Source organism: Vibrio sp. Vb0667, from assembly GCF_033391095.1.
Genome location: NZ_JAWPOL010000008.1, coordinates 115,052 through 140,427, shown reverse-complemented (window position 1 = coordinate 140,427; position 25,376 = coordinate 115,052). Strand labels below are relative to the sequence as shown.

24 protein-coding genes are annotated in these 25,376 nt (G+C 41.6%); 12 read left to right on the top strand and 12 right to left on the bottom strand.

Annotation, left to right across the window (positions count from 1 at the left end; genetic code table 11):
• Positions 1–52 precede the first annotated feature (52 nt).
• The 7 genes from rfbB to R8269_RS11080 are packed head-to-tail and all read left to right on the top strand — an operon-like array spanning position 53 to position 5,806.
• On the top strand, positions 53–1,117 hold the full coding sequence (rfbB, locus tag R8269_RS11110; RefSeq protein WP_149192298.1) for a dTDP-glucose 4,6-dehydratase: 1,065 nt from the start codon (positions 53–55) through the stop codon (positions 1,115–1,117).
• The gene (rfbA, locus tag R8269_RS11105; protein ID WP_025520720.1) at positions 1,117–1,983 is read left to right on the top strand and encodes a glucose-1-phosphate thymidylyltransferase RfbA; all 867 of its coding nucleotides are present in this window, start codon (positions 1,117–1,119) and stop codon (positions 1,981–1,983) included. Before rfbB ends, rfbA begins: the two co-directional genes overlap by 1 nt.
• Complete coding sequence (locus R8269_RS11100) at positions 1,984–2,397, top strand: sugar 3,4-ketoisomerase (protein ID WP_005489486.1); 414 nt, start codon at positions 1,984–1,986, stop codon at positions 2,395–2,397. It begins immediately after the preceding gene.
• Positions 2,384–2,905: a GNAT family N-acetyltransferase gene (locus tag R8269_RS11095; protein ID WP_017634982.1), complete on the top strand. Its 522-nt coding sequence runs from the start codon at positions 2,384–2,386 to the stop codon at positions 2,903–2,905. The genes R8269_RS11100 and R8269_RS11095 overlap by 14 nt, the downstream gene beginning before the upstream one ends.
• Positions 2,905–4,014, top strand: a complete 1,110-nt coding sequence (locus R8269_RS11090; RefSeq protein ID WP_017634981.1) for a DegT/DnrJ/EryC1/StrS family aminotransferase — start codon at positions 2,905–2,907, stop codon at positions 4,012–4,014. The genes R8269_RS11095 and R8269_RS11090 overlap by 1 nt, the downstream gene beginning before the upstream one ends.
• Complete coding sequence (locus R8269_RS11085; RefSeq protein WP_017820715.1) at positions 4,014–4,946, top strand: glycosyltransferase family 2 protein; 933 nt, start codon at positions 4,014–4,016, stop codon at positions 4,944–4,946. Before R8269_RS11090 ends, R8269_RS11085 begins: the two co-directional genes overlap by 1 nt.
• A complete protein-coding gene (locus R8269_RS11080) occupies positions 4,943–5,806 on the top strand; it encodes a hypothetical protein (protein WP_149192299.1) in 864 nt (287 codons plus the stop codon). The genes R8269_RS11085 and R8269_RS11080 overlap by 4 nt, the downstream gene beginning before the upstream one ends.
• A 48-nt stretch (positions 5,807–5,854) precedes the next feature.
• Here the strand turns inward: R8269_RS11080 and R8269_RS11075 are convergent, their stop codons facing one another.
• From R8269_RS11075 to R8269_RS11020, 12 genes are all read right to left on the bottom strand, one after another.
• Positions 5,855–6,535, bottom strand: coding sequence for a cytidylyltransferase domain-containing protein (locus tag R8269_RS11075; RefSeq protein WP_017634976.1), 681 nt, complete (start codon positions 6,533–6,535; stop codon positions 5,855–5,857).
• A gap of 2 nt (positions 6,536–6,537) precedes the next feature.
• On the bottom strand, positions 6,538–7,173 hold the full coding sequence (locus R8269_RS11070; protein ID WP_054701124.1) for an HAD family hydrolase: 636 nt from the start codon (positions 7,171–7,173) through the stop codon (positions 6,538–6,540).
• Entirely contained in the window at positions 7,157–8,767 is a 1,611-nt protein-coding gene (locus R8269_RS11065; protein ID WP_017634974.1) for an aldolase catalytic domain-containing protein, read from the bottom strand. The genes R8269_RS11070 and R8269_RS11065 overlap by 17 nt, the downstream gene beginning before the upstream one ends.
• A 103-nt stretch (positions 8,768–8,870) precedes the next feature.
• Positions 8,871–10,145: a lipid IV(A) 3-deoxy-D-manno-octulosonic acid transferase gene (gene waaA, locus R8269_RS11060; RefSeq protein WP_149192301.1), complete on the bottom strand. Its 1,275-nt coding sequence runs from the start codon at positions 10,143–10,145 to the stop codon at positions 8,871–8,873.
• A complete protein-coding gene (gene waaF, locus R8269_RS11055; protein WP_149192302.1) occupies positions 10,139–11,194 on the bottom strand; it encodes a lipopolysaccharide heptosyltransferase II in 1,056 nt (351 codons plus the stop codon). The genes waaA and waaF overlap by 7 nt, the downstream gene beginning before the upstream one ends.
• Positions 11,191–11,913 carry a glycosyltransferase family 25 protein gene (locus R8269_RS11050; protein WP_318222536.1) on the bottom strand — a complete coding sequence of 241 codons (723 nt, stop codon included), beginning with the start codon at positions 11,911–11,913 and terminating at the stop codon, positions 11,191–11,193. Before R8269_RS11050 ends, waaF begins: the two co-directional genes overlap by 4 nt.
• Positions 11,910–12,896 carry a lauroyl-Kdo(2)-lipid IV(A) myristoyltransferase gene (gene lpxM, locus R8269_RS11045; protein WP_017634970.1) on the bottom strand — a complete coding sequence of 329 codons (987 nt, stop codon included), beginning with the start codon at positions 12,894–12,896 and terminating at the stop codon, positions 11,910–11,912. Before lpxM ends, R8269_RS11050 begins: the two co-directional genes overlap by 4 nt.
• Positions 12,897–13,023: 127 nt before the next feature.
• Complete coding sequence (gene rfaD / locus R8269_RS11040) at positions 13,024–13,965, bottom strand: ADP-glyceromanno-heptose 6-epimerase (RefSeq protein ID WP_005379462.1); 942 nt, start codon at positions 13,963–13,965, stop codon at positions 13,024–13,026.
• Positions 13,966–14,112: 147 nt separating this feature from the next.
• Positions 14,113–16,305, bottom strand: a complete 2,193-nt coding sequence (locus R8269_RS11035; RefSeq protein WP_005379463.1) for a YjbH domain-containing protein — start codon at positions 16,303–16,305, stop codon at positions 14,113–14,115.
• On the bottom strand, positions 16,302–17,060 hold the full coding sequence (locus tag R8269_RS11030; protein WP_025768327.1) for a capsule biosynthesis GfcC family protein: 759 nt from the start codon (positions 17,058–17,060) through the stop codon (positions 16,302–16,304). The genes R8269_RS11035 and R8269_RS11030 overlap by 4 nt, the downstream gene beginning before the upstream one ends.
• Positions 17,057–17,737 carry a YjbF family lipoprotein gene (locus tag R8269_RS11025; RefSeq protein WP_005379466.1) on the bottom strand — a complete coding sequence of 227 codons (681 nt, stop codon included), beginning with the start codon at positions 17,735–17,737 and terminating at the stop codon, positions 17,057–17,059. The genes R8269_RS11030 and R8269_RS11025 overlap by 4 nt, the downstream gene beginning before the upstream one ends.
• 69 nt (positions 17,738–17,806) lie before the next feature.
• Positions 17,807–18,025: a hypothetical protein gene (locus R8269_RS11020; protein WP_005379468.1), complete on the bottom strand. Its 219-nt coding sequence runs from the start codon at positions 18,023–18,025 to the stop codon at positions 17,807–17,809.
• 405 nt (positions 18,026–18,430) lie between these two features.
• Between R8269_RS11020 and R8269_RS11015 the strand changes: the two genes are divergently transcribed.
• The 5 genes from R8269_RS11015 to R8269_RS10995 all read left to right on the top strand — a co-directional run bounded on the left by R8269_RS11015 (position 18,431) and on the right by R8269_RS10995 (position 25,306).
• Complete coding sequence (locus tag R8269_RS11015) at positions 18,431–18,949, top strand: outer membrane beta-barrel protein (protein ID WP_017820722.1); 519 nt, start codon at positions 18,431–18,433, stop codon at positions 18,947–18,949.
• 64 nt (positions 18,950–19,013) lie between these two features.
• Positions 19,014–21,716 (top strand): SLBB domain-containing protein, encoded by a 2,703-nt coding sequence (locus R8269_RS11010; RefSeq protein ID WP_005379474.1) that lies wholly within the window; start codon positions 19,014–19,016, stop codon positions 21,714–21,716.
• Between the two features lie 182 nt (positions 21,717–21,898).
• On the top strand, positions 21,899–22,876 hold the full coding sequence (locus R8269_RS11005) for a Wzz/FepE/Etk N-terminal domain-containing protein (RefSeq protein ID WP_005379476.1): 978 nt from the start codon (positions 21,899–21,901) through the stop codon (positions 22,874–22,876).
• Positions 22,877–22,957: 81 nt separating this feature from the next.
• Positions 22,958–24,235, top strand: coding sequence for a lipopolysaccharide biosynthesis protein (locus R8269_RS11000; protein WP_318222535.1), 1,278 nt, complete (start codon positions 22,958–22,960; stop codon positions 24,233–24,235).
• Positions 24,236–24,289: 54 nt separating this feature from the next.
• The gene (locus tag R8269_RS10995; RefSeq protein WP_005379479.1) at positions 24,290–25,306 is read left to right on the top strand and encodes an ATP-grasp domain-containing protein; all 1,017 of its coding nucleotides are present in this window, start codon (positions 24,290–24,292) and stop codon (positions 25,304–25,306) included.
• The last annotated feature ends 70 nt before the right edge of the window (positions 25,307–25,376 follow it).

Genomic DNA, 25,376 nt, shown 5'->3' with positions numbered 1-25,376 from the left:
AAGTATTCATGTGTATCTGATGGCACAAAAATTAACGTAGGTAACATTTGTAATGAAAATATTAGTAACCGGTGGAGCAGGCTTCATTGGGTCAGCTGTTGTCCGACATATCATTCGTGACACCCAAGATACCGTCATCAATTTAGATAAACTGACCTACGCAGGGAATCTAGAATCACTGGTTGATGTCTCAGAGAGTGAACGTTACCACTTCGAGCAAGTGGATATCTGTGACCGAGCTGAACTAGATCGCGTGTTTTCAGAGCATCAACCCGATAGGGTGATGCATTTGGCCGCCGAGTCTCATGTCGATCGCTCTATTGATGGTCCTGCTGCTTTTATTGAGACCAACGTGATGGGCACTTACCATTTGCTTGAAGCGGCTCGTCAATATTGGTCGGGCTTAGATGAAGCGCGCCAATCGGCATTCCGTTTTCATCATATTTCTACGGATGAAGTGTATGGCGATTTAGAGGGTACGGACGATTTGTTCACCGAAACCACCTCATACGCGCCGAGCAGCCCATATTCTGCATCTAAAGCTTCGAGCGATCACCTGGTTCGCGCTTGGCAACGTACTTATGGCTTACCAACACTTATCACGAATTGCTCCAACAACTATGGCCCGTACCACTTCCCAGAGAAGTTGATCCCTCTGATGATTTTAAATGCCCTCGATGGCAAGCCGTTGCCTGTGTATGGTGATGGTATGCAGATCCGAGATTGGCTGTTTGTGGAAGACCATGCTCGCGCGCTGTACAAAGTGGTCAACGAAGGTGAAGTCGGTGAAACCTACAACATTGGTGGCCATAACGAAAAAGCCAACATCGAAGTGGTGAAAACCATTTGTGCTTTGCTTGAAGAGCTGCGACCAAACAAACCTGCAGGTGTTGAGTCTTATGAATCTTTGATCACGTATGTGAAAGATCGCCCAGGTCATGATGTGCGTTACGCAATTGATGCCACCAAGATTGCTCAAGAGCTTGGCTGGACGCCAGAAGAAACGTTTGAAAGCGGTATTCGCAAAACCGTCGAATGGTACCTAAACAACCCACAATGGTGGCAACGTGTGCTTGATGGTTCATACAGTTTAGAGCGATTAGGAGCGGGCGAATAATGAAAGGCATTATTTTAGCAGGTGGCTCGGGCACTCGCCTTTACCCTATTACACGCGGTGTTTCTAAGCAGTTACTGCCGGTTTATGACAAACCAATGATTTACTACCCGTTGTCGGTACTCATGCTAGCTGGTATTCGTGAAATCTTGATCATCACCACGCCAGAAGACCAGGAAGGATTTCAGCGCCTATTGGGTGATGGCTCAGAGTTTGGCATTGAGTTGCAATACGCGATTCAACCAAGCCCAGACGGCTTAGCTCAAGCGTTCATCATTGGCGAAGAATTCATTGGCGATGATTCAGTATGTTTAGTGCTGGGTGACAACATCTTTTATGGACAAGGGTTCACTCCGAAGTTGCAGCAAGCTGCTGCTTTGACGGAAGGTGCGACGGTCTTTGGCTATAAAGTGAAAGATCCTGAGCGCTTTGGTGTGGTGGAATTTGATGAAGAGATGAGAGCGCTATCGATTGAAGAGAAGCCATTCAAGCCAAAATCCAATTACGCCGTTACCGGACTGTATTTCTACGATAACCGCGTCGTGGACATTGCCAAAACTATTCAACCGTCTCATCGTGGCGAGTTAGAAATTACGAGTATTAACCAAGCTTACTTAGAGCAAGGGAAATTGACGGTTGACGTGCTAGGGCGCGGCTTTGCGTGGTTAGACACGGGGACACATGGCAGCTTGCTTGAAGCTGCTCACTTTGTCGAAACGATCGAGAAACGACAAGGTTATAAAGTGGCTTGCTTAGAAGAGATTGCTTATCGCCGAGGGTGGTTAACACGAGATCATATTCAAGCTGCAGGAAAAGCCTTATCTAAAAACGATTATGGCCGCTATCTTCTAGAGTTATTGGAAGAATAAATGTCAAATATACCGCTAATATCTTTTCAGAAAATGGGTGATGAGCGAGGTTCACTAATCTCGTTAGAGCAACACAAAAACATTCCGTTTGATATCAAACGTATTTACTACATTTTTGATACACAAAGCGGTTTAGCTAGGGGCTTTCATGCACACTACGACTTAGAGCAAGTCGCTATCTGTATGAAAGGTAGCGTGACTTTCGTCATTGATGATGGCACCACGAAAGAGAAAGTGACGCTTTCATCTCCCGATGTAGGACTGCATATCAAAGGCTTAAAATGGCGTGAGATGCACGACTTTTCTGAAGATTGTGTGCTAATGGTTGTCGCTAGTGAATTGTATGATGAAGCCGATTACATACGCGATTATGCTGAATTTTTGAATGTGGTAAACAAACATGCTGAAAAGTAAGACAATACAACTTCGCCTTGTTCAAGAAGATGATGCAGAGTTTATAACTCAGCTTCGAGGTGATGAAAAATACAATACACACTTGTCCAAATGCGATACGAGTGTTGAAGCACAAAGATTATGGATAAGAGCGTATAAAGAGGACGAGCAACAAAAGAAGCAGTTTTACTTCATTATAGAGAGGCTAGATGGAACCAAATGCGGAACAGTTAGACTTTACGACTTTAAAGGTGTTTCTTTTTGTTGGGGAAGTTGGATCCTGAATCATGAAAAAACACGTTACGCTGCCCTCGAAAGTGCTCTTTTAGTTTATCAATTTGGCTTTGATGTGTTGGGTTTTAAAAAATGCCACTTCGATGTTCGCAAAGATAACCATGCGGTAAACAAATTCCATGAAAAGTTCGGTGCTCGACTCGTTGGCGATACAGACTTGGATTATCTTTATGAAATATACCCGTCAGATATTGAGCCAATGAAATTGAAGTGTGAAAAAATCCTAGGTAGATAATGAACGTTAATTTTTTAGAGCTAAAGCGCTTAAATGCCGAGTACGAAGACGAATTGAAACAAGCCTGTGCACGCGTGATTGAATCTGGCTGGTATATCCTTGGCAAGGAAACGGAACAGTTTGAACAAGCATTTGCTGACTACTGTGGTGTTAAACATTGTATAGGCGTTGCGAATGGCTTAGATGCTTTAACACTGACGTTAAAGGCTTGGCGAGAGCTAGGAAAAATCAACAAAGGTGATGAAGTTATCGTACCGGGTAATACCTATATCGCATCGGTATTGGCGGTCACCGAAGCGGACTTGGTTCCGGTGTTTGTGGAGCCGGATGAGCAGACGCACAATATCAGTCCTGAAGCGATTGAAGCGGCGATTACAGAAAAGACGAAAGTCATTTTGCCGGTGCACCTGTACGGCCAGTTGGCCGATATGCCAGCGATTATGGCGTTGGCAACAAAACACAATCTTCTCGTGTTGGAAGACAGCGCCCAGTCTCATGGTGCGACACTTGATGGTAAGAAGTCTGGAGCATGGGGTGACGCCTCAGGCTTTAGCTTCTATCCGGGTAAAAACCTAGGTGCATTGGGTGATGGTGGCGCTATTACGACCAACGATGAAGAGCTTGCCGAAACCTTGCGTGCCCTTCGAAACTACGGTTCACATGTTAAATACCAGAATCTTTATCAAGGATTGAACAGTCGTTTGGATGAAATTCAGTCGGCGATGTTGTCAGTGAAACTGAACTACCTTCCAGCGCAGACGAAAGCGCGTCAGGAGCTGGCGGCATTTTACTTACGCGAAATCAACAACCCGAATATTATCTTGCCGGAAGTGACAGAGCCTGAGGCACATGTATGGCATTTGTTTGTGGTGCGAACTTCACACCGAGATGCATTGGTTAAGCATTTATCAGAGCATGGTATTCAAACACAAGTACATTACCCGATAGCGCCGCATAAACAGCAGGCTTATAAAGAGTTTGGTCATCTGTCATTAGCGTTGACTGAGCAGTTACAAAATGAGGTGCTGTCATTGCCAATGTCGTCCTACTTGAGTGAAGACGAGAGTCAAGAAGTAGTCGATGCAATCAACTCTTTTAAGGTTGAGTAATGACACAAGAGCATGTGCAAGTATTAGAAGACGTGGTTTATGTCTTCTTTTGTTATAAACAATCTCGTTATCTTGAGAAAACATTGCCAGCGGCATTGAACCAGACCGTGTGGCCAAGCCAATTATTGATCTTGGATGACTGTTCACCTGATGATAGTCATAAAATAATTCTATCGCTTTTAGAGTTTGCGCCTAAAGGATTAAATATTGAATATCGCCACAATAAGCAAAATGTTGGTTTAGTTAGCCAAATCAACTCCTTGCGGGGGCAATACCAAAATAAGCTTATTATTGTACAAGCTGGCGATGATATAGCGATGCCGAGCCGAGTTGAGGAAACTTATGAAGCCTGGTTGAAAAATGGCAAACCAAGCTTAATTATTGGTGGTTACGACAAAATTTCTGAGCAAGGCGATGTTATTGAGTCATTTGAATCGATTAAGCAAAATAAAAAGCCGTACACACTCGAAAATATTATTAATAGAAAGTGTGCAGTAGATGGTTGTTGCGCCGCTTTTACCTCTGATGTACTGAACGAGTTTGCTCCTTACAACAAAGACATCATCAATGAAGATCGCATCAATGTCCTTCGAGCCTTTTTGTTAAATGGTATTCATCATGAAAACAAAAAATGGATCCAATATCGATTGGGTGGCATATCAACGTTCGCAAAAGAAACACGTGAAGAAAGGTATGACAACACAGTAATTAATGCTCAGCGTGAACTGCAAGATCTTAAAATGAACTTGCGAGATGCAGAGAGTAAAAACGCCACTAAAGTTGTGAGTGCGATTAAAAAGCGTATGTGTACCGCTGAGTTTATGGCATCACTTTCACAATCAAAGTCTGCTTTGTACAGCGAAGCGATTTGTTATTTTGTTAAAACGCTGGATTATCGAACGGTTTTAAAAGTTTTGCGTAGGTTAAGATGAATAAAATTAAAAATATAAAGCAATCGATAAGTATGAAGAGGCATTTTTCTTCAACTTTCCGTTCATTCAAAAAGCGAAGCGATAAAAGCACTGATTCACCTAAAGACTTTTATCGTACACATGAGAAATGTACGGTTTTAGGTAATGGACCATCCTTAAAGTCAGATATTAATAGTATTGGTACAGATAGTGATGTGATTGCTGTTAATCATTTCTCAGAGTCTGAGCATTTTACGGCGTTGAAACCTAATAAATATATTTTAATTGATAGCTATTTCTGGGATGAAACCACCCATAGCTCTCTGGTGGAAAAAAGAGATAAATTGTTTAAAGATCTAAATGAACTTGTGTCTTGGGAAATGCAATTGATTATTCCTGACTTTGCTGACAGAGAGTTCATTCAAGGCAATATCAAAAACAGCAACATAGCGATAAAAGTGCTGCGAGCAATTCCTAGTAATGTAACTAATATTAAATATGGCCCAATGGCACTATCTTCTGGTATCGTCGCACCTCCAGCTGTCAATGTGCTTATCTTTGCTGTGTATGTAGCAATTCTATGTGAATATGATTCAGTGGAAATATTTGGAGCGGATATGAGCTTCCATAATGATGTCCATGTTGATCAAGAGAGCAACCGGCTTTATATGGTCTACAAGCATTTCTATGGAAAAGAAGAGAAGTTGCCGCTCCTAGAAAATCCTCAAAAGGTCAAACCTTTTAATATGACGGACTTGATGCGATTAACTTTCTTGACGTTTTATGCACATCAATTGTTAAATAAATGGGCCGATCTCAAAGGGGTAAAAATCGTGAATAGGTCTAGTTTCTCTATGATCGATGCTTATCCTAGACGATGAAATGACAGGTAAATAGACGCTACAATTGTAATGTCTATTTACCGATGATCATTTATTTTTCTGTAACCACATAGATTCAGCGAAAGTAAAGTCCTCTGGCCAATCTATATCAATTGAGCTCTCTGCATCCTGTATGTACATCGAAGGCTTTAGTCCAATTCGATCATTTAGCTTTTTGTAGTTTTCTACACTATTTAAAAAGACTGAGCTATCGATTTCATAAAGAGGTTCAATTGTCTGAGTTCTAGGCCATTTTTCTATATTACGATCGTAGCTAATTGGCTTATCTTTATTCCAAATAAACCCACGTAGTTCTTTGACCGTCATTAATGAATCATAACCTTCCGTGAGTGCTTGATTATACTGTTTGATAATAGCGCTATAACCTGACTCGTCTAAGAATGGTGAGGTTACATGAGTCCAAAGTACGTGACCCGTAGTAATAATCGAAGGAACATATCTAATAAGATCATCAGTGCTTGTTGAACTTGCCCCTAGGTGCTCTGGGCGTTCATCTATTCGTATGCGAGAATCTTTATATGTTGAAGCAAAATCCAGTACAAAGTCATCGTTTGAAGATACGACTATCGAATCTAGGTCAGTTATATTGATTAACTGATCCAGTTTGATTTTTAATAACCCACCTTTTACACCTGCAAAGTCTTTGGTATTTTTGTTTGGGATACGTTCACTGCCTTTCCGGCATGGTAGAAAAACATGGACACTCATGCTTACCAACTCCTTAGAATATTGAAACCTTCACTTTTTGATAAGCTTTCAAGCTCTTCTTTTACATTTGAAAAAGGAAGATAGCCAAGAAAATCAATATTATTCTCTTTGGCTGCGTGAAAGTCTGATAATGCGTCACCGATCATTAGAGCCGCGCCTGAAGACTCCTTTAGGATGGTTGCAACGTTATCTGCTTTCGCGGTAGGTGATCCTAGAATTAACGTAAAATATTGCGCCAGCTCTCTTTTAACAAATACTTCTCGTAATTCGTCTTGAGCAGATCCACTCGCTACATAGAGTTTGGCTGGGCAATCTGTAATTGCTGCAATAAAATTAGGCGTCAGTTGAGCTTCCATGTATAGCTCTTCACACTGCTTTGAGTAGCAGTTTAGTATACGTTCGTACAATGCTTCATCTGCATTTGTGATGAAATGTTCAACAAAGTAACTCACATGATGAAAACGCGATTTGCCAAAATTAGCTTTAAAATAAGTGCAACACTTATCTATTTCGAGCTCTGATACTTGGGCCATGCGTAAAGCATTACGCATGGCATCAATTTTGAGGTTATTTGAGTCTAGGATCACGCCATCGCAGTCAAAAATAACAGTATCATAGCCATTAAATAGCGGGTGCATAAATAGACCCTGCTTTTACTGGATAAGTGGTTGGGGTTAACGCTTGAATTGATGTACTTCCAAACTGCTGACTAACCATGCTAAAGATCTCATTCATTTCCATTTGGCGTCGGTCAGTCACATCATAACCATCAAAACCAACGAGAGATATCTTCTGCGCTTGACCTATAAAAGCGATACATAACGCATATGCAGCGGTATTATCATACGGTAGTGTACAGTAGTTTTTATGGGCGGTGAGAGTATCCTTCTCTATGGTGCTACTGTAATCAATCATAGAAATATTACTAAATTTACTTAGCTCGTCTTCGTCAAAGCGGTTCTTTGGCAAAAATACGGGTTTGGCTACCTCTGAGTAATGGCTGCTTTCTGACAAGTATTTAGAGTTATGAGATACAGCAAAGTAATCGAAAAGCTCAGTGTTAATCTCATGCTTTGTATTGATGCCAATTACGATAGGCTTTCGAGTCTTAATGTATGTCTCGATCGCGACTCTATGTGTTGCAGCATTAGGCGTATTAGTGACCAGTAAAATTTCTTTTCCTGAAAAGATCCCTGATAGGTCTGATTGGCTTTCAGTTGGTTGGCTTATTTTCCCTACAGTAAGCGCTTCTTCTAAGACATCACCATTATAGCTTGTCGTACCTTCTAGCTTTTTTAAATGCTCGATAGCACCAACAATTTCTTCTGTTCCGTAATTAGGATTAGAAAGCATATTCTGAATATAAGTTGGGTGAATATCGTTTTTGGCTCCCAAGTAATATAGAAGGCTTGAGCCCCAACCGTATCTTCTTTGCATTGGCTCAAAATGGCGAATAACTAGTTCATATATTGCTGTTGGCAAGTATTTATCTAGTCCATCAAGTTCGGCGAGCAGGTTTTCGGTCTGGGCGTTCCCAGCGCCTCGTCCCATTCCGGTAACGGTCACATCCAACCATGTAACACCATTCGAACGAGCTGTCATCGTATTAGACATTGCTTGACCCATGTTGTTATGGGTGTGGATGCCAATGTCGCCATCCCAGTTTTGCTTTACAATTTCGGCAATGCGAGTGACTTCTGCACTATCCATATTACCGAGAGAGTCAGCAAAATAGATGACGTCAGGGTTTGCTTTTGCTACCGCCTGTACTTTTTCCGCTATAACCACGGATGGTTTTCCGCCCGCTTGCATCAGATTTAAGCCAACGATATACCCCATTTCTTTGAAAGCTTTAATCATGCTTTCACACTGCTCTGCTTCATTGAAATGTGCCGCGATACGAACGAGATCAACTTTACTTTCTTGTGCTGGTACAAAAAGATCATTGATGGCAGCGACAACAGGTTTACCCGCATCTAGCAAAGTTTTTGCGTCAACCATTACGCCGTATGTCGGACCTTTCGGTAGGTGTAGCGTGTTTAGAAACTCTTCAGTCGTATAAGCAAATGGACCACTGTAAACAGACTTAGGATAGTTACGAAGCCCTAACTCAACATAATCAATTTTAGCTTTTGCAACTGCTGTGAGGTAAGCGTCAACGACTTCTGGTGAAAAGTCCCAGTGGTTATAGTAGCCACCATCGCGAAGAGTACAGTCTAAAATTTTTTGCATAATGGATATTCTTTTTAAGTTAAACAGGTAAAGTGCTTAGTACAGTAAAACATACAAGCTTAATAGTAAAAGTGAGGTATTTATCAAACTAATTATTAAGTTATTACTTATCACTTTGGGGGAGTAAGCTCATTGTTCGGTTTAGAGCGCCTTGATTGGATGAGGCCCATTTATTAGCATGCAAAGCTCGGAGTAAATATTTATCTTGTTGAGAAATGATCTCTGTAGTCCTTAGGGCAAGGGTCGTTGAGTCTGGCACAATTAAGATACCATCCACAGCTAGTAAGTTTTCAACAATCTCCTTAAAGTTGAAATAGCTAGGGCCAGTGATTATGACTTTTTCTAACATGGCAGGCTCTAGCACATTGTGCCCACCAACCTTATCTCCAATTAGGCTTCCACCCATAAAGCAGATGTCCGCTGCGCCCATCAACGTTAGCATCTCACCCATTGTATCGCCGAGATATACTTGAGTATTCGTCTCTACTGCATGCGTTGAAGTACGACGCACAGTTTTAAATCCTTGCTGTTGGCAAAGCGTGAATACATCATCAAATCGTTCTGGATGGCGAGGAACCAAAACGAGTAAAGCATTTGGATGAGATTTTAAAACTTGTCTATGTGCATCTAATACCTGTTCGTCCTCGCCTTTGTGGGTGCTAGCTGCAATCCAAATCGGACGATCGTTTCCAAGTTGGGCTCGAAGCTGCTGTCCTTGCTGTTTCACTTGCTCTGATATTTGAATATCGAACTTAATCGAGCCAGTAACGGATAGTTTCTTTTTCTCAACGCCTAAGCGTTCGAAGCGCTCTGCATCTGAATCCGTTTGGCAGAGTACTTGAGTTAGGCATGGATGAAGCTGGTTAAAAAGCCGCTGTATTTTGGCGTAGTTCTGACACGATTTTTCAGATAGGCGCGCATTCACGACAGTTATAGGGATACCCGCTTTGTGAACATTGTGAAGCGTGTTTGGCCACAGCTCAGTCTCAATGATCAACATCTGTTTTGGCTGCACTGCTTTAAGAAAACCTTTGATAGCGAACCCAAAGTCAATTGGCATATAGCGGTGTTCAATTAAATCACCCAACTTAGCAATCTGTTCAGCTCCCGTACTTGTTGTTGTTGTAACTAGAATAGATTGTTCGGGGTTTTGTTCCTTAAGGGCTTTAATTAAAGGTGTTGCTGCTATGCTTTCACCAACAGATACGGCATGTATCCAAATAGGTTTGTCGTTGCTTTTTAGCTTGGGAGTGATACCAAAGTGCTCTTTCCAGCGAGAGCCGAACTTAGGCTTATTTGGTTTGCTCTTGTACAAACCAAATAAAAGTAGCGGTGACGCTAGGGCGAGTAGTAAGGTATAAACAATACGAACTAACATGAGCTTATCGTAATGGCGTCAAATTTTTGGATGCTATCTAGCACTTGCTTAGGCGAAAGTTCTGTCAAGCACTTGAGGTGTTTGTATTGACATTCACGCTGGAAACAAGGGCGACAATCAATATCGGTATGAACAATCTCCACTTTTTCTGCGAGTGGGGGGGTGTACTTCGGTGAAGTTGAGCCATATACGGCAACAACATTACAACCAACCGCAGCTGCCACATGCATTAAGCCTGAGTCATTCGCGACAACAGTCTTGCATGCAGCAAGCAGATCGACTGCTTCAATTAAGCTAGTTTGGCCTGCTAGAACATGAATGTGCTCATGGAATTGTGTCGGAACAAGTGCGCGAATATTGTTACAAGTCTCTAAGTCCTTTTGAGAACCAAACAACCAGATTTGATGCCCAGATCGAGCCATTTGCGTCGCAACTTCAGCGTAGTGTGTTTCGGGCCATTTTTTGGCTGGACCAAACTCTGCTCCTGGGCACAGTCCAATAATTGGTTGGTCTTGCGTTAAGTTGAACTTTTTTATCGTGGCTTGTTGCTCTGCCGCGTTGATTGCAAGGCGTGGGCGAGGCAAGGTTTCAAGCCCGCCGAGAGAGTTAGAATCCACCATTTCTGCTTTTGGATAAGCTAACGCTACATAGCGCTCTACCATGTACTGAAAAGACTTCATGTTAGGGCGTAAGTCATTCAATAAACCATAGCGCATTTCGCCCTTCCAGCCAGTACGAAGAGGAATGTTTGCAAACCATGGGATCAGTGCTGATTTTGCTGATTTAGGCAAGATATAGGCGTGGTCATATTGCTTTTCACGTAATGATTTACCAATTTCCCTGCGGCCTAATAAGTTAAACTCACCATGACCGATAGGCATTTCAATCGCTTGATGGATTTCTGGCATACGCTCAAGAATCGGTTTACACCATCCTGGAGCGATAACGTCAATTTGGCTATCTGGATGGCGTTGCTTTAATACGATATATAACGATTGCGACATTACCATATCGCCGACCCATGCAGGGCCAATGACTAAAATCTTCATGCTTTGTTTTTCCAGTATAGGAATTTCAAAATTGACTCATAAGTTCTAAAAAGTTCAGCGTATATTTTATTCGCAAGAGTCATTTTGGATTTATCTTTTCTTTTACCACCAATCGTCGAAGCAATCTCTGCTCTAGTAAAGAGATCTGGAGACACGCTGTAAACTTGAACACCATGTCTCCATGGTTTTTCCATGTAGTCATCGACTGGTTCAATAAACTCTTGAGCATGCATAACAAACTTTGAGGCTGCTTTAGGTGTGACGATATAAGCGGTGGTACCACAAGTGCCTGCTGAGTATCCCCCTAACATATGATTATCATCAATAGGTACGATTGGGGTGAATACACGCTTCTGAGTGGCAGACAACTTGATGTAGTCATAATTAGAAGTCAATGGAAGGGTATGTTCGAGTACTTGCTTCAGCCCTTCGACGGGGTCGACGTTGTCTTCTAAGATGACGATCGGTTCATCAAGCTCAACACAGCGAACCCACAACTCGTAATGGCTTGCAAAACAGGCGACTTCACTGGTTTTTAATTGATACCCTTTGCGGCGTAGAGTAATGGTAGGACGACTTTTTTCTGAATGAAGAAAACGGTCAACAGAGCCATCTATTGCATCAAAAAATTCAAACGTAATGCCTTGTTGTTTTAACTTTTCTTCAACACGTTCTCGGCGATCTAGCGATCGAGCCAAGCTTACGACAAATACTTTCACTGCACTTTCCAGTCGCTGTTATATCTTGGTTTAAACAAATTGTAATAGTTATTGCCGTCTTCTTGAGAGTGCAGCAACTGTAGTACCCACATATATTGTTCGGGTTTATCACCGACAAAATATTCAATGGCTTCATTACAGGTACGAGCGTCTTGCTCTTCGCCTTTATCCAGCTCAAACGCTGGTAAAATCTCAATATCAAACGTACCATCTTCAGTGTTCATCGACGCAAATAGAGGCAGTACTTTTGAGCGTGATAGTTTCGCAATTTTGCCTAAACCAGGTAGCGTTGCTTTACGTGTTGCAAAAAAATCCACAAACACACTATGCTCTGGGCCGTGATCTTGATCGGGTAGGTAATACCCTACATAGCCATCTCGAATGGATTTCAGGAAAGGCTTAATGCCACCTGAGCGTTCATAAACACGGCCACCGTATTGGACTCTTTGCTTGTGCATTAGCCAGTCAGCAACATCATTCTTTTGTTTCTTCGCCATTGCAGAAACTGGCATTCCCATTGACGCGAGCAAGATAGCAGGCACATCAATTGCCCAAGAGTGGGGAACCATTAAAATCACATTTTCGTTGTTATCAATGTGCTGTCGTAAAATGTCTAGGCCGCGAATTTGGCAACGGTTCTGAAGCCATTTTGGTGAGCGTAAACTTAGTAACCCGAAGCGAAAAAAGAACATGGCTGCTGTGTAGAGTGTTTTTTCTATCAAAGCTTCACGTTCTTGGAACGACTTTTCCGGAAAACACAGCTCAAAGTTAACCCTCGCTCGGTGAGCTGGCCCCTTGTGGGATTTCGACAGTTTTTTGGCTATGGTTTTCGCCAACCACTTTTGTAAACCCAGTGGCATTAATGATAAAGGTAAAAATAAGATAACACCTAACCACGTGCCCCAGTACTTAGGCGACAGAAAGTGGCGCTTAAACTCAGGGTTATATGCTTTAGGGTCGAAGTCATCACGTTTTATGGTCATGGCGTGTCTAGTTACCTATTCGTGTACGGGCGAAGTGGTTTAAATGAGAAAAAAGATAGTTAGGAATGATACAGGCTATTGCATTTGAGTAAAGGTGGCAGGTTATGGTTCTACCACCTTGTGGTGCTTAACTGTTTTGGATAGTCAAGTATTCGGCAACGCCTTCTGCAACTGTCTTGAATTCAACATCACAGCCTGCGGTGCGCAGTTTGGTCAGATCCGCTTGTGTGAATTCTTGGTAAGCGCCTTTTAGGTGCTCAGGGAATGGGATGGTTTCAATTTGGCCTTTGCCATGATGCTTGATAACTGCTTTTGCTACCTCTTCAAAAGATTCAGCACGGCCAGTACCACAGTTAAAAATGCCTGATACGCCGTTTTCTAAGAACCACAGGTTTACTTTACATACATCACCAACGTAAACGAAGTCGCGTTTGAATGATTCGCTGCCCGCGAACAATTTAGGATTTTCACCTGCGTTAAGTTGGTTGTTTAGGTGGAATGCAACTGATGCCATGCTACCTTTGTGGTCTTCACGTGGGCCATATACGTTGAAGTAGCGGAAGCCGGTGATTTGAGAAAGGGTCTCACCATGTTCTTCAGCATCTTGCCATAGGCGACGAACGTAGTTATCAAACTGCTGTTTCGAGTAACCGTATACATTCAGTGCGCCTTCGTATTCGCGTTCTTCAACGAAAGTCTCTGTATCGCCGTAAGTGGCTGCTGAAGAAGCGTATAGGAATGGAATCTCGCGATCTAAACAGTAATGCAGCAGCTCTTTAGAGTACTCATAATTGTTTAGCATCATGTACTTACCATCCCACTCAGTCGTTGCAGAACAAGCACCTTCGTGGAAAATTGCCTCAATCGGACCAAAATCATCGCCCGCCATAATTTGGGTCAGAAAGTCGTCACGATCCATGTAATCTGTGATGTCCAGATCAACTAAGTTCTTAAACTTTTTGCCATTTTTTAGGTTGTCGACAACCAGGATATCGTTAATACCAGCTTCGTTTAGTGCTTTAACAATGTTGCTGCCGATCATGCCAGCGCCACCAGTTACGATGATCATAGAACTTCCACCATAGATTAAAATTTTCTCAGGAATTCTAGCAAGAAACGAAAAGTAGCGCTATTGGAAGCAGGAAGATAGGTTTGAGTCTTCTATACTCAGTATCTAGATATGAAAAAGGGAGCCGCAGCTCCCTTGATTACTTTATTATTCCACATCCGAACGGTTAGGCCTTTGATACCAAGGATTTCGCTCGTCGGTCAACTCAATCAAGCTGTATTTACGTCCGAGTTTCTGTCCTCCGTCACGAGTAAGAGGCTGCCAACTAAAGTTCGCACGATTGTTGCTTGGCTTAACGGTCATGATGTCAAATGGAATCGACAAGTAGAAACCTTTGGTAAAGCTACCTTCACCAAATTCATCCGCAGACAAGTCTGTAAATGACGCAAAGGCACCAGCAATTACGCCACTCTTGAACTGCTTAGAAACATTAATTTGTGTACCAACATCACCAGCTAGGAACTGACCAACATCGACTTGGATCATCAAATCTTGTAGGAATTCCCATTGAGGGTAGTAGTAACCAGATACAAAACCAGTGAAGCCTTTATCAATAACTTGGAACGGACGTCCATATTCTGGCACGTTTTGCCATTTATCATCGTAAACACCGAAGTAACTTTGTGGATCACGTTGAGAAATTAAGTTGACGTCAGCGCCAATCGCCCAGTTAGCTCCTTGTGGACGGTAAAGAAACTCGGTACCGACTCCAGCAAACATACTCTCCAGATAGCCCGCGTAGAATTGCTGATCCATCGTATCGGAATACTCTTGGAACCAAGTCAATTGTAAGTTTGACATGGTTACAGCATGTTCATTTTGGTAAGCGCGGAACATGGTGCGAACACGAGGAACAGTAGTGCCATCAGGTGGAGTGACATAAATAAACTTATCGTAGTTGTTATACCAATCCCAGTATAACGAACCGCCAATTTCAAGGTTGTCCGTCAGCCAATATGAGGCATTACCGCTTAGCCCTACACTAAAGAGATAGAAATCTTCAGCGTTTCCGAGAGTTTGAACTAGTTTAGGTGCAAAGCCCCAATCAAAACGTTCAAAACCATCGTAGATAGATTCTCCCGTAGGCTTAGTAGTAGCCCTTGAGGTTGCATCTTCTATTTTCGGATTGATGTAATTAACTTGGGCAAAGTCGCGATATTTCTCTTTGGAAATAATCGTTTGTTCACCGACTAAGCCTCGGCTACGTTCATTGATCGCATAGGTATCAATATCGTCAGGCATTTCATTATGGAGTACAGCTGCCGCTTTTTCGTGTGCCTCTGTACGGTCACGATATTTTTTCTGCTCACCAACGACAGTTACGGTATTGTTATCAACATAAACACGCGTGTTTCGATAGCCAGCAATTTTGTCTAAATCTTCTGTTACACGTTCCCAATCAACATCAGACAGTTCTTTGGGTTGGTTATCTTCCACTTCTGGGGTTGGTGTGTCTCGCCAGAATGATGGCATGTCATTGAAATTAGTGTTTAGCGTTAAGCCTGCTACTAAAGTATCGCCGCGTTCATAACTTAAACGAAAATCGGCCATGCCTAGACGGTAGAGAACACCAAAGTTCCATGGTGTGTGGGGAGACATATCTATACCGGCCTGAACAACTGGATAGTCTGTGCTGTAATCGTTACCGTCATATTCAAGCTTGAAGCGAAGAGGCTTATGAAGAGTTTGATATTCAATACCACCAAAAAGGGCAGCAGGGCCTTTAAAGGCTCTATCGAAGTTAGTTGTTCCGCCAGTAGATAGAAATTCTGAAGGTCTATCGCAGAATTTGTCTGATGCTTTACAAAAAGGGTTTGTGACCGTATCTCTAGTTCCTAGGTAGCCCCAGCCCATACCTAAAGTAAAATCAAAAGTACCTAATTTCGAATTAGAATATCGTTTTGTCGCCGCAAGAAACTCAGCATCAAAAAGACCAGTACCAGCAAAGTCTCGTACCCCTAGGGCGATTTCTGGCATGTATTCAGATTCTTCCCATAATCTAAATTTAAAATCTATCCCCTTGTCTGTATATTCATTGTCAACATCGGGGAAGGATGACGAATAAGGCAGATCGTGAACTCGAGTGTACCGGATAGTTGTTTCTAACCACGGCATGAGTTGCAGAGTCACATTGTAAAAAAGGTACTCATCACTACCTGTTACAGAAAAGTTGAACTCCCCTTCATGAGCCATACGTCCGGTTGGCATCTGCATTAAGCCAACACCACCAAAGTCAGATTGAGAAGGCTGTAAAGAGGGAGCCTCAAAGGGCATGTCTTGAGCCCAAACCAATGCAGGGCCCATTAAAGAAAGGGCTAAGCTTTTTCTAATTGGCATCATTGTGGTCTCTTTGTGGAATTTGGTATCAATTGAGTGAGTAGACGGACAATATCTTGGTCCATTTCGGAGTATTCAAGATCACCAAACGGAATATATACCAATGTCAGAGGTGGTAAGTAATATTGTGTCGTTAACCAAGCTCCGTGATGCGGCTTAACTATGTGACCATCTGGATAGATCAACACTGGCGGTGTTGATAACGCACCAATATTAGTTTTCAAATTCTCTATCTGTCTCTGCAAAGGGATGCCAGCTTGCTCCGTAATGGAATACACGCTATTTAGGTTTCCCAAGAAGTACACTTTCTCTTCGCGCAGAGGGCTTGCGAGCAGGAAATTGCCGCGCAACAGTGGGTTGTCGAATTTATTTAGTCGAATTTTATCAACATCGATCGCAGACAGTAAGCGCGGTGCAAAGCTTTGCTTCTGAATGAACCTGTAGAATGGATGTGCGACCAAATTGTGTTGAATCATTTGATTGAGCACCGAGTTCTTTAAAGCGGTTGAGGTTTTCTCGGCGCGTTCCGATTTATCAAACAAAGTGGTACCAAGAGAGTATTGCAGAGAGACGCCTTGCTCCCTAGCAAGTGCTAACACACTTTCTAAACGAGCCGTCCCTTGAAATTGTAGCCGTTTGCCTGCTTCTAGCAATTCAACATTTAATGGTTGCAATGCAGAGGTTTCTGTTTGAGCGAAGCTAGACATGCTCAAAAGCGGCATGACCAAACCGAATACTGTGAGTAGTTGCTTGCTCATGATTTGCTGTATCCCTTCAAAATGGTTAACTCGACCGGAATCATATTTGGCCCTAGATGTTGTATGGTTTTAACAACTTGACCTTGTTCATTGACCCAATAGTAGTTTTCGACCGATTGAGAAAGACTGCTAAACTCAACAACTTCTTTATATACGTTGGTCATAGTGCTAGAAATAGGTGTTGTTAACGTTTCTTGGCCTGAGTAAGAACGCGTTATATTTGCAGGAAAGCCATAACGGTATTGTGTTGCCCAATCGTATGAAAGTGCGTAGTTGACAGAGGTTGAGTGTAAAGAAAAATCTGGAACGTCACCGTAAACACCCGCTAAGTCACCACTCTGTAGTCCAATCGTTTTGACGATGTGCCCATTTTCTGTAACGATCATGGCTTTATCGGCGCTTACCCATTTCAATTGTATTTTTCCATTTTGCGGATTTCGTTCCGCGAAAGCTAAAACGACAAACACCTGCTTCTGATTTCCAAGTTTCAAATAGGCACTGGCATATGGAATAGCATTGATTTCTTCTGGTGTCATCTCTACATCGATGTAGTTACCGTAGGCTTCTTGGACGGTTGCTGAAACATCGTTGAATTTCTGTGTACAGCCAAAGAGTACAAGGAGTAATGGAAGAATGAGGAGTTGGCGTATCCATTTAGGTATTCGGAAGATATTCATTGATCCCTCTTACAAATAAAATCGCCCTGACTTAATCAGGGCGATTGGCTTCTGTTCTACAAAACGAAATTAGTTAGAAGTAGAAGTAGAAGTAGATGTCGAAGTAGATGTTGAGTCGCTATCTGACGCTGCAACTGCTACTACAGTTACTGCTGCTGCTGCACCTACACCTACAGCTGTAGTGCCAGTTGCTGACGCAGAAGCTGCGCCTGTTGAGCCTGCTTCTTCTGCTGCAAATGCAGTTGTTGCGCTTAGAGCCATAAGAATAGCTAGAGCTGTATTCTTCATTATTAATCCTTGTGTATCCGGTATAAAAACATCGATGTTTGGTAGCATAAAAAATGCTCCAAATTATATTCTAGATAAAAAAGCCTTAGCATGTAAATAGTTTCTTATTTTGCTATGGCTTTCGATCTCATTTCTAACACCAGCGTGACATTGCACGGTTATCTTGCTCCCTTGCTTGCTGATAAACTATCAAGAGTGCATAATTTGTCTGCCTATTTCCTTCAGCACTAGAGGTTTGAAGTCAATAGGTCGTTTTTACTTAGACCATATAGAAAGCGATACAGTGGCTTACGCTCCATGCCTCAGGGCGGTAGCGTGCCAGCTCTTCAGTATTTAATGATCTGCATAGCAAAATTTAACTTTGCCTTGTCAGTCAATATTATTACCAGTACTAGGAACTTTTACGTGATAAGAAAGCAGCATTGTTTGGGAATACTTGGTGCACTGGGCTTGAGCCTGAGTTCTTTTTCAGCGTCAGCCGATTTTTACGCAGGCGCTCTAGTGAGCTACTCAAATGCAGAACTGAAAAGCTCATCTTCTGAGTCCGTGAAAGAGGGAAGCCCCTTTCTTCTTAGTGCTCAAGCAGGATACTTCTTTAATGACTACATTGGTTTAGAAGGTCGTTACGGGACATCAGTTCAACGTGACAGTGGTCTTGCCGTTGATAGCGCTTTGAGCGGCTTTGTTAAGTTGAATATGCCGGTTTCAGAGCGAGTTGCACTTTACGGTTTAGCTGGGTATTCAAGCGTTCAGCTTGATCTACAAAATGTAGGTTCTCACAAAGAACAAGGATTTAGTTTTGGGTTAGGTATGCACTACGCTTTAAATAACCAAAGCGCGGTGATATTTGAGTTCGTTGATAACGTCTCTGAAGACCAAGTTCGCCTTAACTCGATTACACTGGGTTTTCAGCACCGATTCTAATTTAAATACCTAGAGCTCAAACTTGGGGCTAGGGTCTTTTATTCAATTATTATAGTGACATACCATGTTTAAAGGATATTTCTCTATTGCCGCTTTTATATTGGCAAGTACGTTTGCGTCTTATTCAATGGCACAAACACCCACTCCAGAACAAATGAAAATGTTTCAAAATCTACCCGCCGACCAACAAAAGGCCTTGGCGAGTAAGTATGGTTTCTCCATTCCTTCTAGTTCATCTTCAAACAAGTCTCCTTACGAAAATCCTCAAGTAATCCAACCTAGAACTGAAGCTAGTGGCGCTGCATCTTCCAATATCGAAGAACAATGGCTCAAAAAAGGTGAGCAGGAAGAGATTAAACGCTTTGGTTTAGATCTTTTTGCTGGTTCTCCAAGCACCTTTGCTCCGATCAGTGATGTTCCTGTGCCAGCAAATTACACCGTGGGTGCAGGTGATGAAATCATTGTGCAGTTATTTGGTAAAGATAATGAAACGCATCGTTTACGCGTAAATCGTGCGGGCACAATCAACTTCCCTTCACTTGGGCCAGTAAATGTTGCAGGCATGCACTTTTCTGATGTTCGAGACTCTCTGACGCAACGTGTAAAAGAGCAAATGATTGGTGTGCGCAGTGATATCTCATTGGGTGAATTACGCACCATGCAAGTGTTTGTAATGGGGGATGCATATAAACCTGGTGCCTACACGGTTAGCGCATTAACGACAATTTCACAAGCTATCTATTACAGTGGCGGTTTTGGTGAAAGTGGGGCGCTGAGAGATATCCAGCTAAAGCGTGATGGTAAAATCATTCGTAAGTTGGATATGTATGACCTTTTACTAAAAGGTGATGCAAGTAATGATGTGCGCTTACTACCGGATGATGTTGTTTTAATTGGTTCTGTTAAGGATACAGTGTCTATAGAAGGGGAGATCAACCGTCCGGCAATTTATGAAGTCAAGGCCGGTGAAACTTACCAACAACTTATTCAGATGGCAGGTGGTTTTACTGCGAATGCTCATGTCGAGCAGTTGGAGATAAAACGCTACGCTTCACATGACGCTCGTGAGGCTTTGACGCTTGATTTCAATAAAACGCAAGATCGAAAGAGTAAAGTTAAAAATGGCGACGCCATCAAGATCTTGAAAAAAAGCGAAGAGCTTACTCGTTACGTGCAGATAGAGGGGGATGTTCGTCATCCTGGCTATGTGGAATGGCGCAATGGGCTTCGTGTTGCTGATCTTTTCAAGTCTGTTGACTCAGCTTTTAATTCTACAGCTGATGTTAACTATGCTGTTGTGGTAAGAGAGATTAATCCGCAACGTGATATTGAAGTGTTCCAACTAAGCTTAGCCAACGCAATTCTATCACCAGGTAGCCAAGACAACCTCCAGTTACAATCACGAGATCGCATATTGGTTTTCAACCGCTTTAATAACGAAGACTTGGATACATTCGCAACACAAGAGTCTGTTTCAAAAGCAAAAACGCTAGAACAAGCGCAAGAGCAAGCTGAGCTAGAACAACAGAAAGAACAAGAAGTGATGAGTTCTTCTGTTGCCGTTTCGCATTCAGTAAACGGTACGTTGAACAACCAGAGCACCACAGAGCAAGCGAAACCAGCTAAAATCATTTTCCGTGGTAAAGAGATTACAGAGGAAGACTTTGAAAAGCTGAAGCAAAACACTCGTCGCACTTTGCTTGCACCAGTATTGTTACAACTCCAACAACAGTCTCGTTTGGGGTTAGCCCCTCAAATTGCTGAAGTCTTTGGTGAAGTGAAGCACCCAGGACGCTACCCGATTACTCCAAGAATGACGGTATCAACGCTTATTGAAGCAGCTGGTGGTTTGACTTACAACGCATTCACAATTAATGCAGAATTAGCACGAACCGCGATTAATAGTGCGGATGAGCGTGCGTATATTGATGTTGAGCGTATTGATTTGCGTAAAGCAATCCAAGGCAGTGCTTCGGACGATGCAATTATCGTAGGCCGAGATCGTTTGAACATCCTAGAAAAGCCAAATGTGAAGCTACAAAGCACAGTCACTTTACAGGGTGAAGTTCGCTTCCCTGGAACCTATACCGTGCGCCAAGGTGAAACCTTAAGTGAGCTATTGGATCGAGCGGGTGGTCTCACAGAGTTCGCTCACCCCCAAGGAGCGATATTTACGCGTGAAGCATTGCGTTTACAAGAGCAGAAGCTTTTAAACCAATACGCCGCAGATATGCGAAAAGAAACAGCGAAGAAGACGTTCCGAGCCGATAGTAATATAGGTTCTGTAATTTCAGACCCAGAAAAAACACTAGCATTTGTTGAGGAAGCAAGTCGCAGCAAAGCACTTGGCCGTATGGTGGTACAGCTAAACCGTATTTTAAAAGGCGAGCGTTCAGCAGACTTTATGCTCGAGGACGGTGACTTCCTCTTTGTTCCTACTTTCCGAAACACAGTATCAATCATGGGTGAAGTTCAGGTTCCAATTACTTACTTGTTGGACAACAAACTTGATGTCGATGACTATCTTAACAAAGCGGGTGGTGCTAAAAAACAAGCGGACGAAGACCGCATTTTTGTAGTGCGTGCAGATGGTTCTGTTTATAAGCCTTCATCTGGTTATTGGTTCGGAAATAGCAAAGAAGAACTAAAAGCTGGTGATACTATTGTTGTACCAATTGATACCGACTACCGTGATGCATTAAGCACATGGACTGCAGCAACGCAGATTCTTTATCAGACGGGTGTTGCGATTAATGCTCTGAAGTAAATGACTCCACCCTAGTTCTAGTTTGAATTAGGGTGGGAATTATTCATTGATAGCAATAGGTTCAGGCTCAGATATCTGAGTATACCTAATGGCTATAGCTATTGATTTATTGGCTGGAGCTCAGCCTCATCAAAGTCATTCTATTAGCGAAGATTTCGCTATAGCGAAGGAAATTTGATTAAATGGAACCACAACAAGAAAAGCAGGCTCAACAATTGGTTAGATATCCACATTCCAATGAGTTATACGACGCGCCTATTGATTTGCGCGAATTATTCAAGTCCTTGTGGCGAGGCAAATGGGTTGTAATTGCAACAACTTTTACTTTTGCTGTTGGCTCTGTGATCTATGCATTGAGCCTGCCAAATGTTTATAAAGCGGATGCGCTGTTATCTCCAGCGGAAAGTGCTGGCGGTGGTGGGCTCTCGAAAATGGCAGGCCAATTGGGTGGGTTGGCTGCTCTTGCAGGAGTAAATCTTGGTGGAGGAGGTGCGTCTCAGACAGACCTTGCTGTCCAAGTTATGAAATCTCGTCAATTTGCTGAAGCGTTCATTGAGAAGTACGATCTATTGGTTCCTTTAATGGCGGCAAAAGACTGGGACCTAAGCAAGAATCAGCTTGTTTTAGATGACGAAATATATAACTCTAAGACTGGCATGTGGGTGCGAGAACCAGATGGTTTAAGAGGACCTAAACCAACACCACAAGAGGCTTATGAGGTATTTAGTAAAAATGTCTTAAGCGTAAATAAAGATGATGAAACTGGTTTGTACACAGTATCTGTACAACACTTTTCTCCTTATTTAACAAAGCAGTGGGTAAACTGGTTGATTGAAGATATTAATAAGGTTATGAGAGAGAGAACTATTTCAGAGGTATCTCAAAACCTTACCTACTTAAATACTCAATTACAAAAAACTTCAGTTGCTGAGATGCAAAGCACTTTTTATAGTCTAATTGAGGAACAAACAAAAAGCTTAATGTTAGCTGAAGTTCAAGATGAGTTTATATTTAAAACAGTAGATCCTGCTGTTGTTCCTGAGCTTAAGAGTTCGCCAAATCGTGCATTAATTTGCGTAATAGGAACTCTTTTAGGGGGGATATTAGGTATGATAATTATACTTGTAAATTATTCTTTTAAAGAAGATGAGATAAGTTAGAGCTATAAATTTAAATAGGCTTAACAGATCTTTTATTATTAACTATATAATAACGAATTATATTTTATTAAGATAAGATAATTGAATATTTTTAAGAGCAATAAGAACTCCGAAGTTGCAAGTGTATTCAAAGGAATGCTTACTCTGGCAAAAGGTGCTGTGTTTGCCAGAATTATAGGTTTAGTTAGTATTCCAGTTTTAACCCGAATCTATTCTCCAGAAGATTACGGTGTTTTAGCTCTTTACACGTCACTGATAGCTATATTAGCGCCTATTTTTACCTTTCGGTATGTGCAAGCAATTCCTTTACCCAAAACTGATAAGATGGCAATAAATCTTTTTTCGGTATGTCTAGCTCTGATATTGATGAGTTCTCTTTTTATTGCAGTAATACTATTTTTCTTCAGTGAAACTATCCTGAACTGGTTTGATATGAGAGCGCTTGCTCCATGGTGGCCTGTAATTGTACTTGGTGCAGCAGGAACTGCCTTATATGAACTATTTAGTCTTTGGGCTACTAGGAAAAAGCAATATAAAATAATAGCCAAAACACAAGTAACTCAATCTTTTTTTGGCAATCTTACAAAAATTTTAATGGGTTTGTTCAGTTTTAAGCCTGCAGGTCTACTGATCGGTCAGTTTATTGCTCAAAGCGGTGGTGTGGGAAGTTTTATTAAACAATCATTGCCAGATTTTATAAAGCTAAAAAGTCAGGTTACTAAGAGTCGTTCTACTTTTATATCTAGTTATTATCGTGGCTTTCCAGTATTTCGATTGCCATCTCAAATTCTGATGTCTTTGTCATTACAAGCTCCAACCTTAATGATGGCAGCATTATTTAGTAAAGAAAGTACAGGACAACTTAGTCTAGCTATGGTTGCACTAAATCTACCTATAACCCTTATAGTTAGGGCTGTATCTAAGGCTTATTATGCTGAAATATCGTCAATAGGAAAGAATAATATTGAAAAAATCCGCAGAATTACATTCTCTGTACAAAAGAAATTATTTTTAATTGGATTCCCTTTGACGATAGTGACGATGTTTGTGGCTGAGTATGCGTTTGTTGTCATTTTTGGTAATGAGTGGTTAAAAGCTGGACAAATGGCGGTAGTGTTAGCTCCTTTTATGTTGTTACAATTTACTTCCTTACCTTTGATTGAAGCAATAAATGTTGTTGGTTCTCAAATTCATTTTCTTATTTTAAGCATTATCAGAGTGTTAGGTCTAATAATTATGTTTGTAGGTTCGATTTATTTTCATGTTCAAGAATCTACTTTTTTGATTATGTTAAGCGCTTATCTTACTTTATTTTACCTGTTCACATCTTTTTTTGTTGTCTTTTCTATGAGAAAGTAAGTTAGTCTCAGTATTTATTAAAAGCACAAGAACGAAATATTAATTGGAGAAAAAATGTTAGCTATTCACTCTCGTTCGGGTAGCTTCAGTGACAAATGGATTGATTATTGTCAGCTGAATGATATTAACTATAAAATAGTGGATTGCTACTCCGACGATATTATTGAACAACTAGAAGGTTGCTATGGTGTTATGTGGCATTGGGGACACAATGATCACAGGGCCGTATTGTTTGCGCGTCAATTAAGCTACTCATTGGCGGCAGCTGGTAAGCGAGTATTCCCAGATCCTGCAACAGCTTGGCACTTTGACGATAAAGTAGGTCAGAAGTATTTATTAGAAGCTATAAAAGCTCCATTAGTTCCTAGCCACGTCTTTTATGATAAAGATGTGGCTTTAAATTGGGCTTCAACAACAACCTTCCCTACGGTATTTAAACTTAGAGGAGGAGCTGGAGCTGAAAATGTGCATATTGTAAGGTCCGAAAGTGAAGCTCAAAAATTCATAAGAAAAGCCTTTGGAAAAGGGTATAAAGTAAAAAATAGGATCAACTTTTTAAAGGAGCGCTATTGGCACTTTAAACGCGATAAAACTCTAAGCAGCTTTTTAAATATTAGTAAGGGCTTTGCTAGGTTAGTTATTCCGAAAGAGGCTGAAAAAAACTTTCCAGTAGAAAGAAATTACGCATATTTTCAAGAGTTTATTCCTAACAACGATCATGATATTAGAATCATTGTTATAGGTAAACGAGCGTTTGCGATCAAGCGAATGGTAAGGGAAGGAGACTTTCGAGCTTCTGGTAGTGGTAATATTATTTACGACCCGCATCAAATACCCAAAGAATGTTTGAAAATTGCTTTTGATGTAACAAAGAAGTTGAACTCCCAGTGTCTTGCTTTTGACTTTGTTACGTTGGATGACAAACCTCTCATTGTTGAGTTGAGTTACTCTTTTGCGCGAAAAGGATATCTTGACTGCCCCGGGTATTGGAACAATGAACTAGAGTGGATTGAGGGAGCATTTTCTCCTGAATTCTTCATGATCGAAGACTTCATAAGCAAGAAGCTTTAAGCGTTTATATTCTTCTCTCAAATTAGTATAAATATTTAGAGTGGTAATTATTTTCAGGGCGGAATAAATT

Bases quoted from the DNA above. Each gene is read 5' to 3' on its own strand.
- R8269_RS11075 (WP_017634976.1), bottom strand. From the start codon at position 6,535: ATGAGTGTCCATGTTTTTCTACCATGCCGGAAAGGCAGTGAACGTATC.
- R8269_RS11010 (WP_005379474.1), top strand. From the start codon at position 19,014: ATGTTTAAAGGATATTTCTCTATTGCCGCTTTTATATTGGCAAGTACG.
- rfbB (WP_149192298.1), top strand. From the start codon at position 53: ATGAAAATATTAGTAACCGGTGGAGCAGGCTTCATTGGGTCAGCTGTT.
- R8269_RS11030 (WP_025768327.1), bottom strand. From the start codon at position 17,060: ATGAGCAAGCAACTACTCACAGTATTCGGTTTGGTCATGCCGCTTTTG.
- R8269_RS11085 (WP_017820715.1), top strand. From the start codon at position 4,014: ATGACACAAGAGCATGTGCAAGTATTAGAAGACGTGGTTTATGTCTTC.
- R8269_RS11090 (WP_017634981.1), top strand. From the start codon at position 2,905: ATGAACGTTAATTTTTTAGAGCTAAAGCGCTTAAATGCCGAGTACGAA.
- rfbA (WP_025520720.1), top strand. From the start codon at position 1,117: ATGAAAGGCATTATTTTAGCAGGTGGCTCGGGCACTCGCCTTTACCCT.
- R8269_RS11100 (WP_005489486.1), top strand. From the start codon at position 1,984: ATGTCAAATATACCGCTAATATCTTTTCAGAAAATGGGTGATGAGCGA.
- R8269_RS11095 (WP_017634982.1), top strand. From the start codon at position 2,384: ATGCTGAAAAGTAAGACAATACAACTTCGCCTTGTTCAAGAAGATGAT.
- R8269_RS11065 (WP_017634974.1), bottom strand. From the start codon at position 8,767: ATGCAAAAAATTTTAGACTGTACTCTTCGCGATGGTGGCTACTATAAC.
- waaA (WP_149192301.1), bottom strand. From the start codon at position 10,145: ATGTTAGTTCGTATTGTTTATACCTTACTACTCGCCCTAGCGTCACCG.
- R8269_RS10995 (WP_005379479.1), top strand. From the start codon at position 24,290: ATGTTAGCTATTCACTCTCGTTCGGGTAGCTTCAGTGACAAATGGATT.
- R8269_RS11035 (WP_005379463.1), bottom strand. From the start codon at position 16,305: ATGATGCCAATTAGAAAAAGCTTAGCCCTTTCTTTAATGGGCCCTGCA.
- R8269_RS11025 (WP_005379466.1), bottom strand. From the start codon at position 17,737: ATGAATATCTTCCGAATACCTAAATGGATACGCCAACTCCTCATTCTT.
- rfaD (WP_005379462.1), bottom strand. From the start codon at position 13,965: ATGATCATCGTAACTGGTGGCGCTGGCATGATCGGCAGCAACATTGTT.
- R8269_RS11080 (WP_149192299.1), top strand. From the start codon at position 4,943: ATGAATAAAATTAAAAATATAAAGCAATCGATAAGTATGAAGAGGCAT.
- R8269_RS11070 (WP_054701124.1), bottom strand. From the start codon at position 7,173: ATGCACCCGCTATTTAATGGCTATGATACTGTTATTTTTGACTGCGAT.
- lpxM (WP_017634970.1), bottom strand. From the start codon at position 12,896: ATGACCATAAAACGTGATGACTTCGACCCTAAAGCATATAACCCTGAG.
- waaF (WP_149192302.1), bottom strand. From the start codon at position 11,194: ATGAAGATTTTAGTCATTGGCCCTGCATGGGTCGGCGATATGGTAATG.
- R8269_RS11020 (WP_005379468.1), bottom strand. From the start codon at position 18,025: ATGAAGAATACAGCTCTAGCTATTCTTATGGCTCTAAGCGCAACAACT.
- R8269_RS11005 (WP_005379476.1), top strand. From the start codon at position 21,899: ATGGAACCACAACAAGAAAAGCAGGCTCAACAATTGGTTAGATATCCA.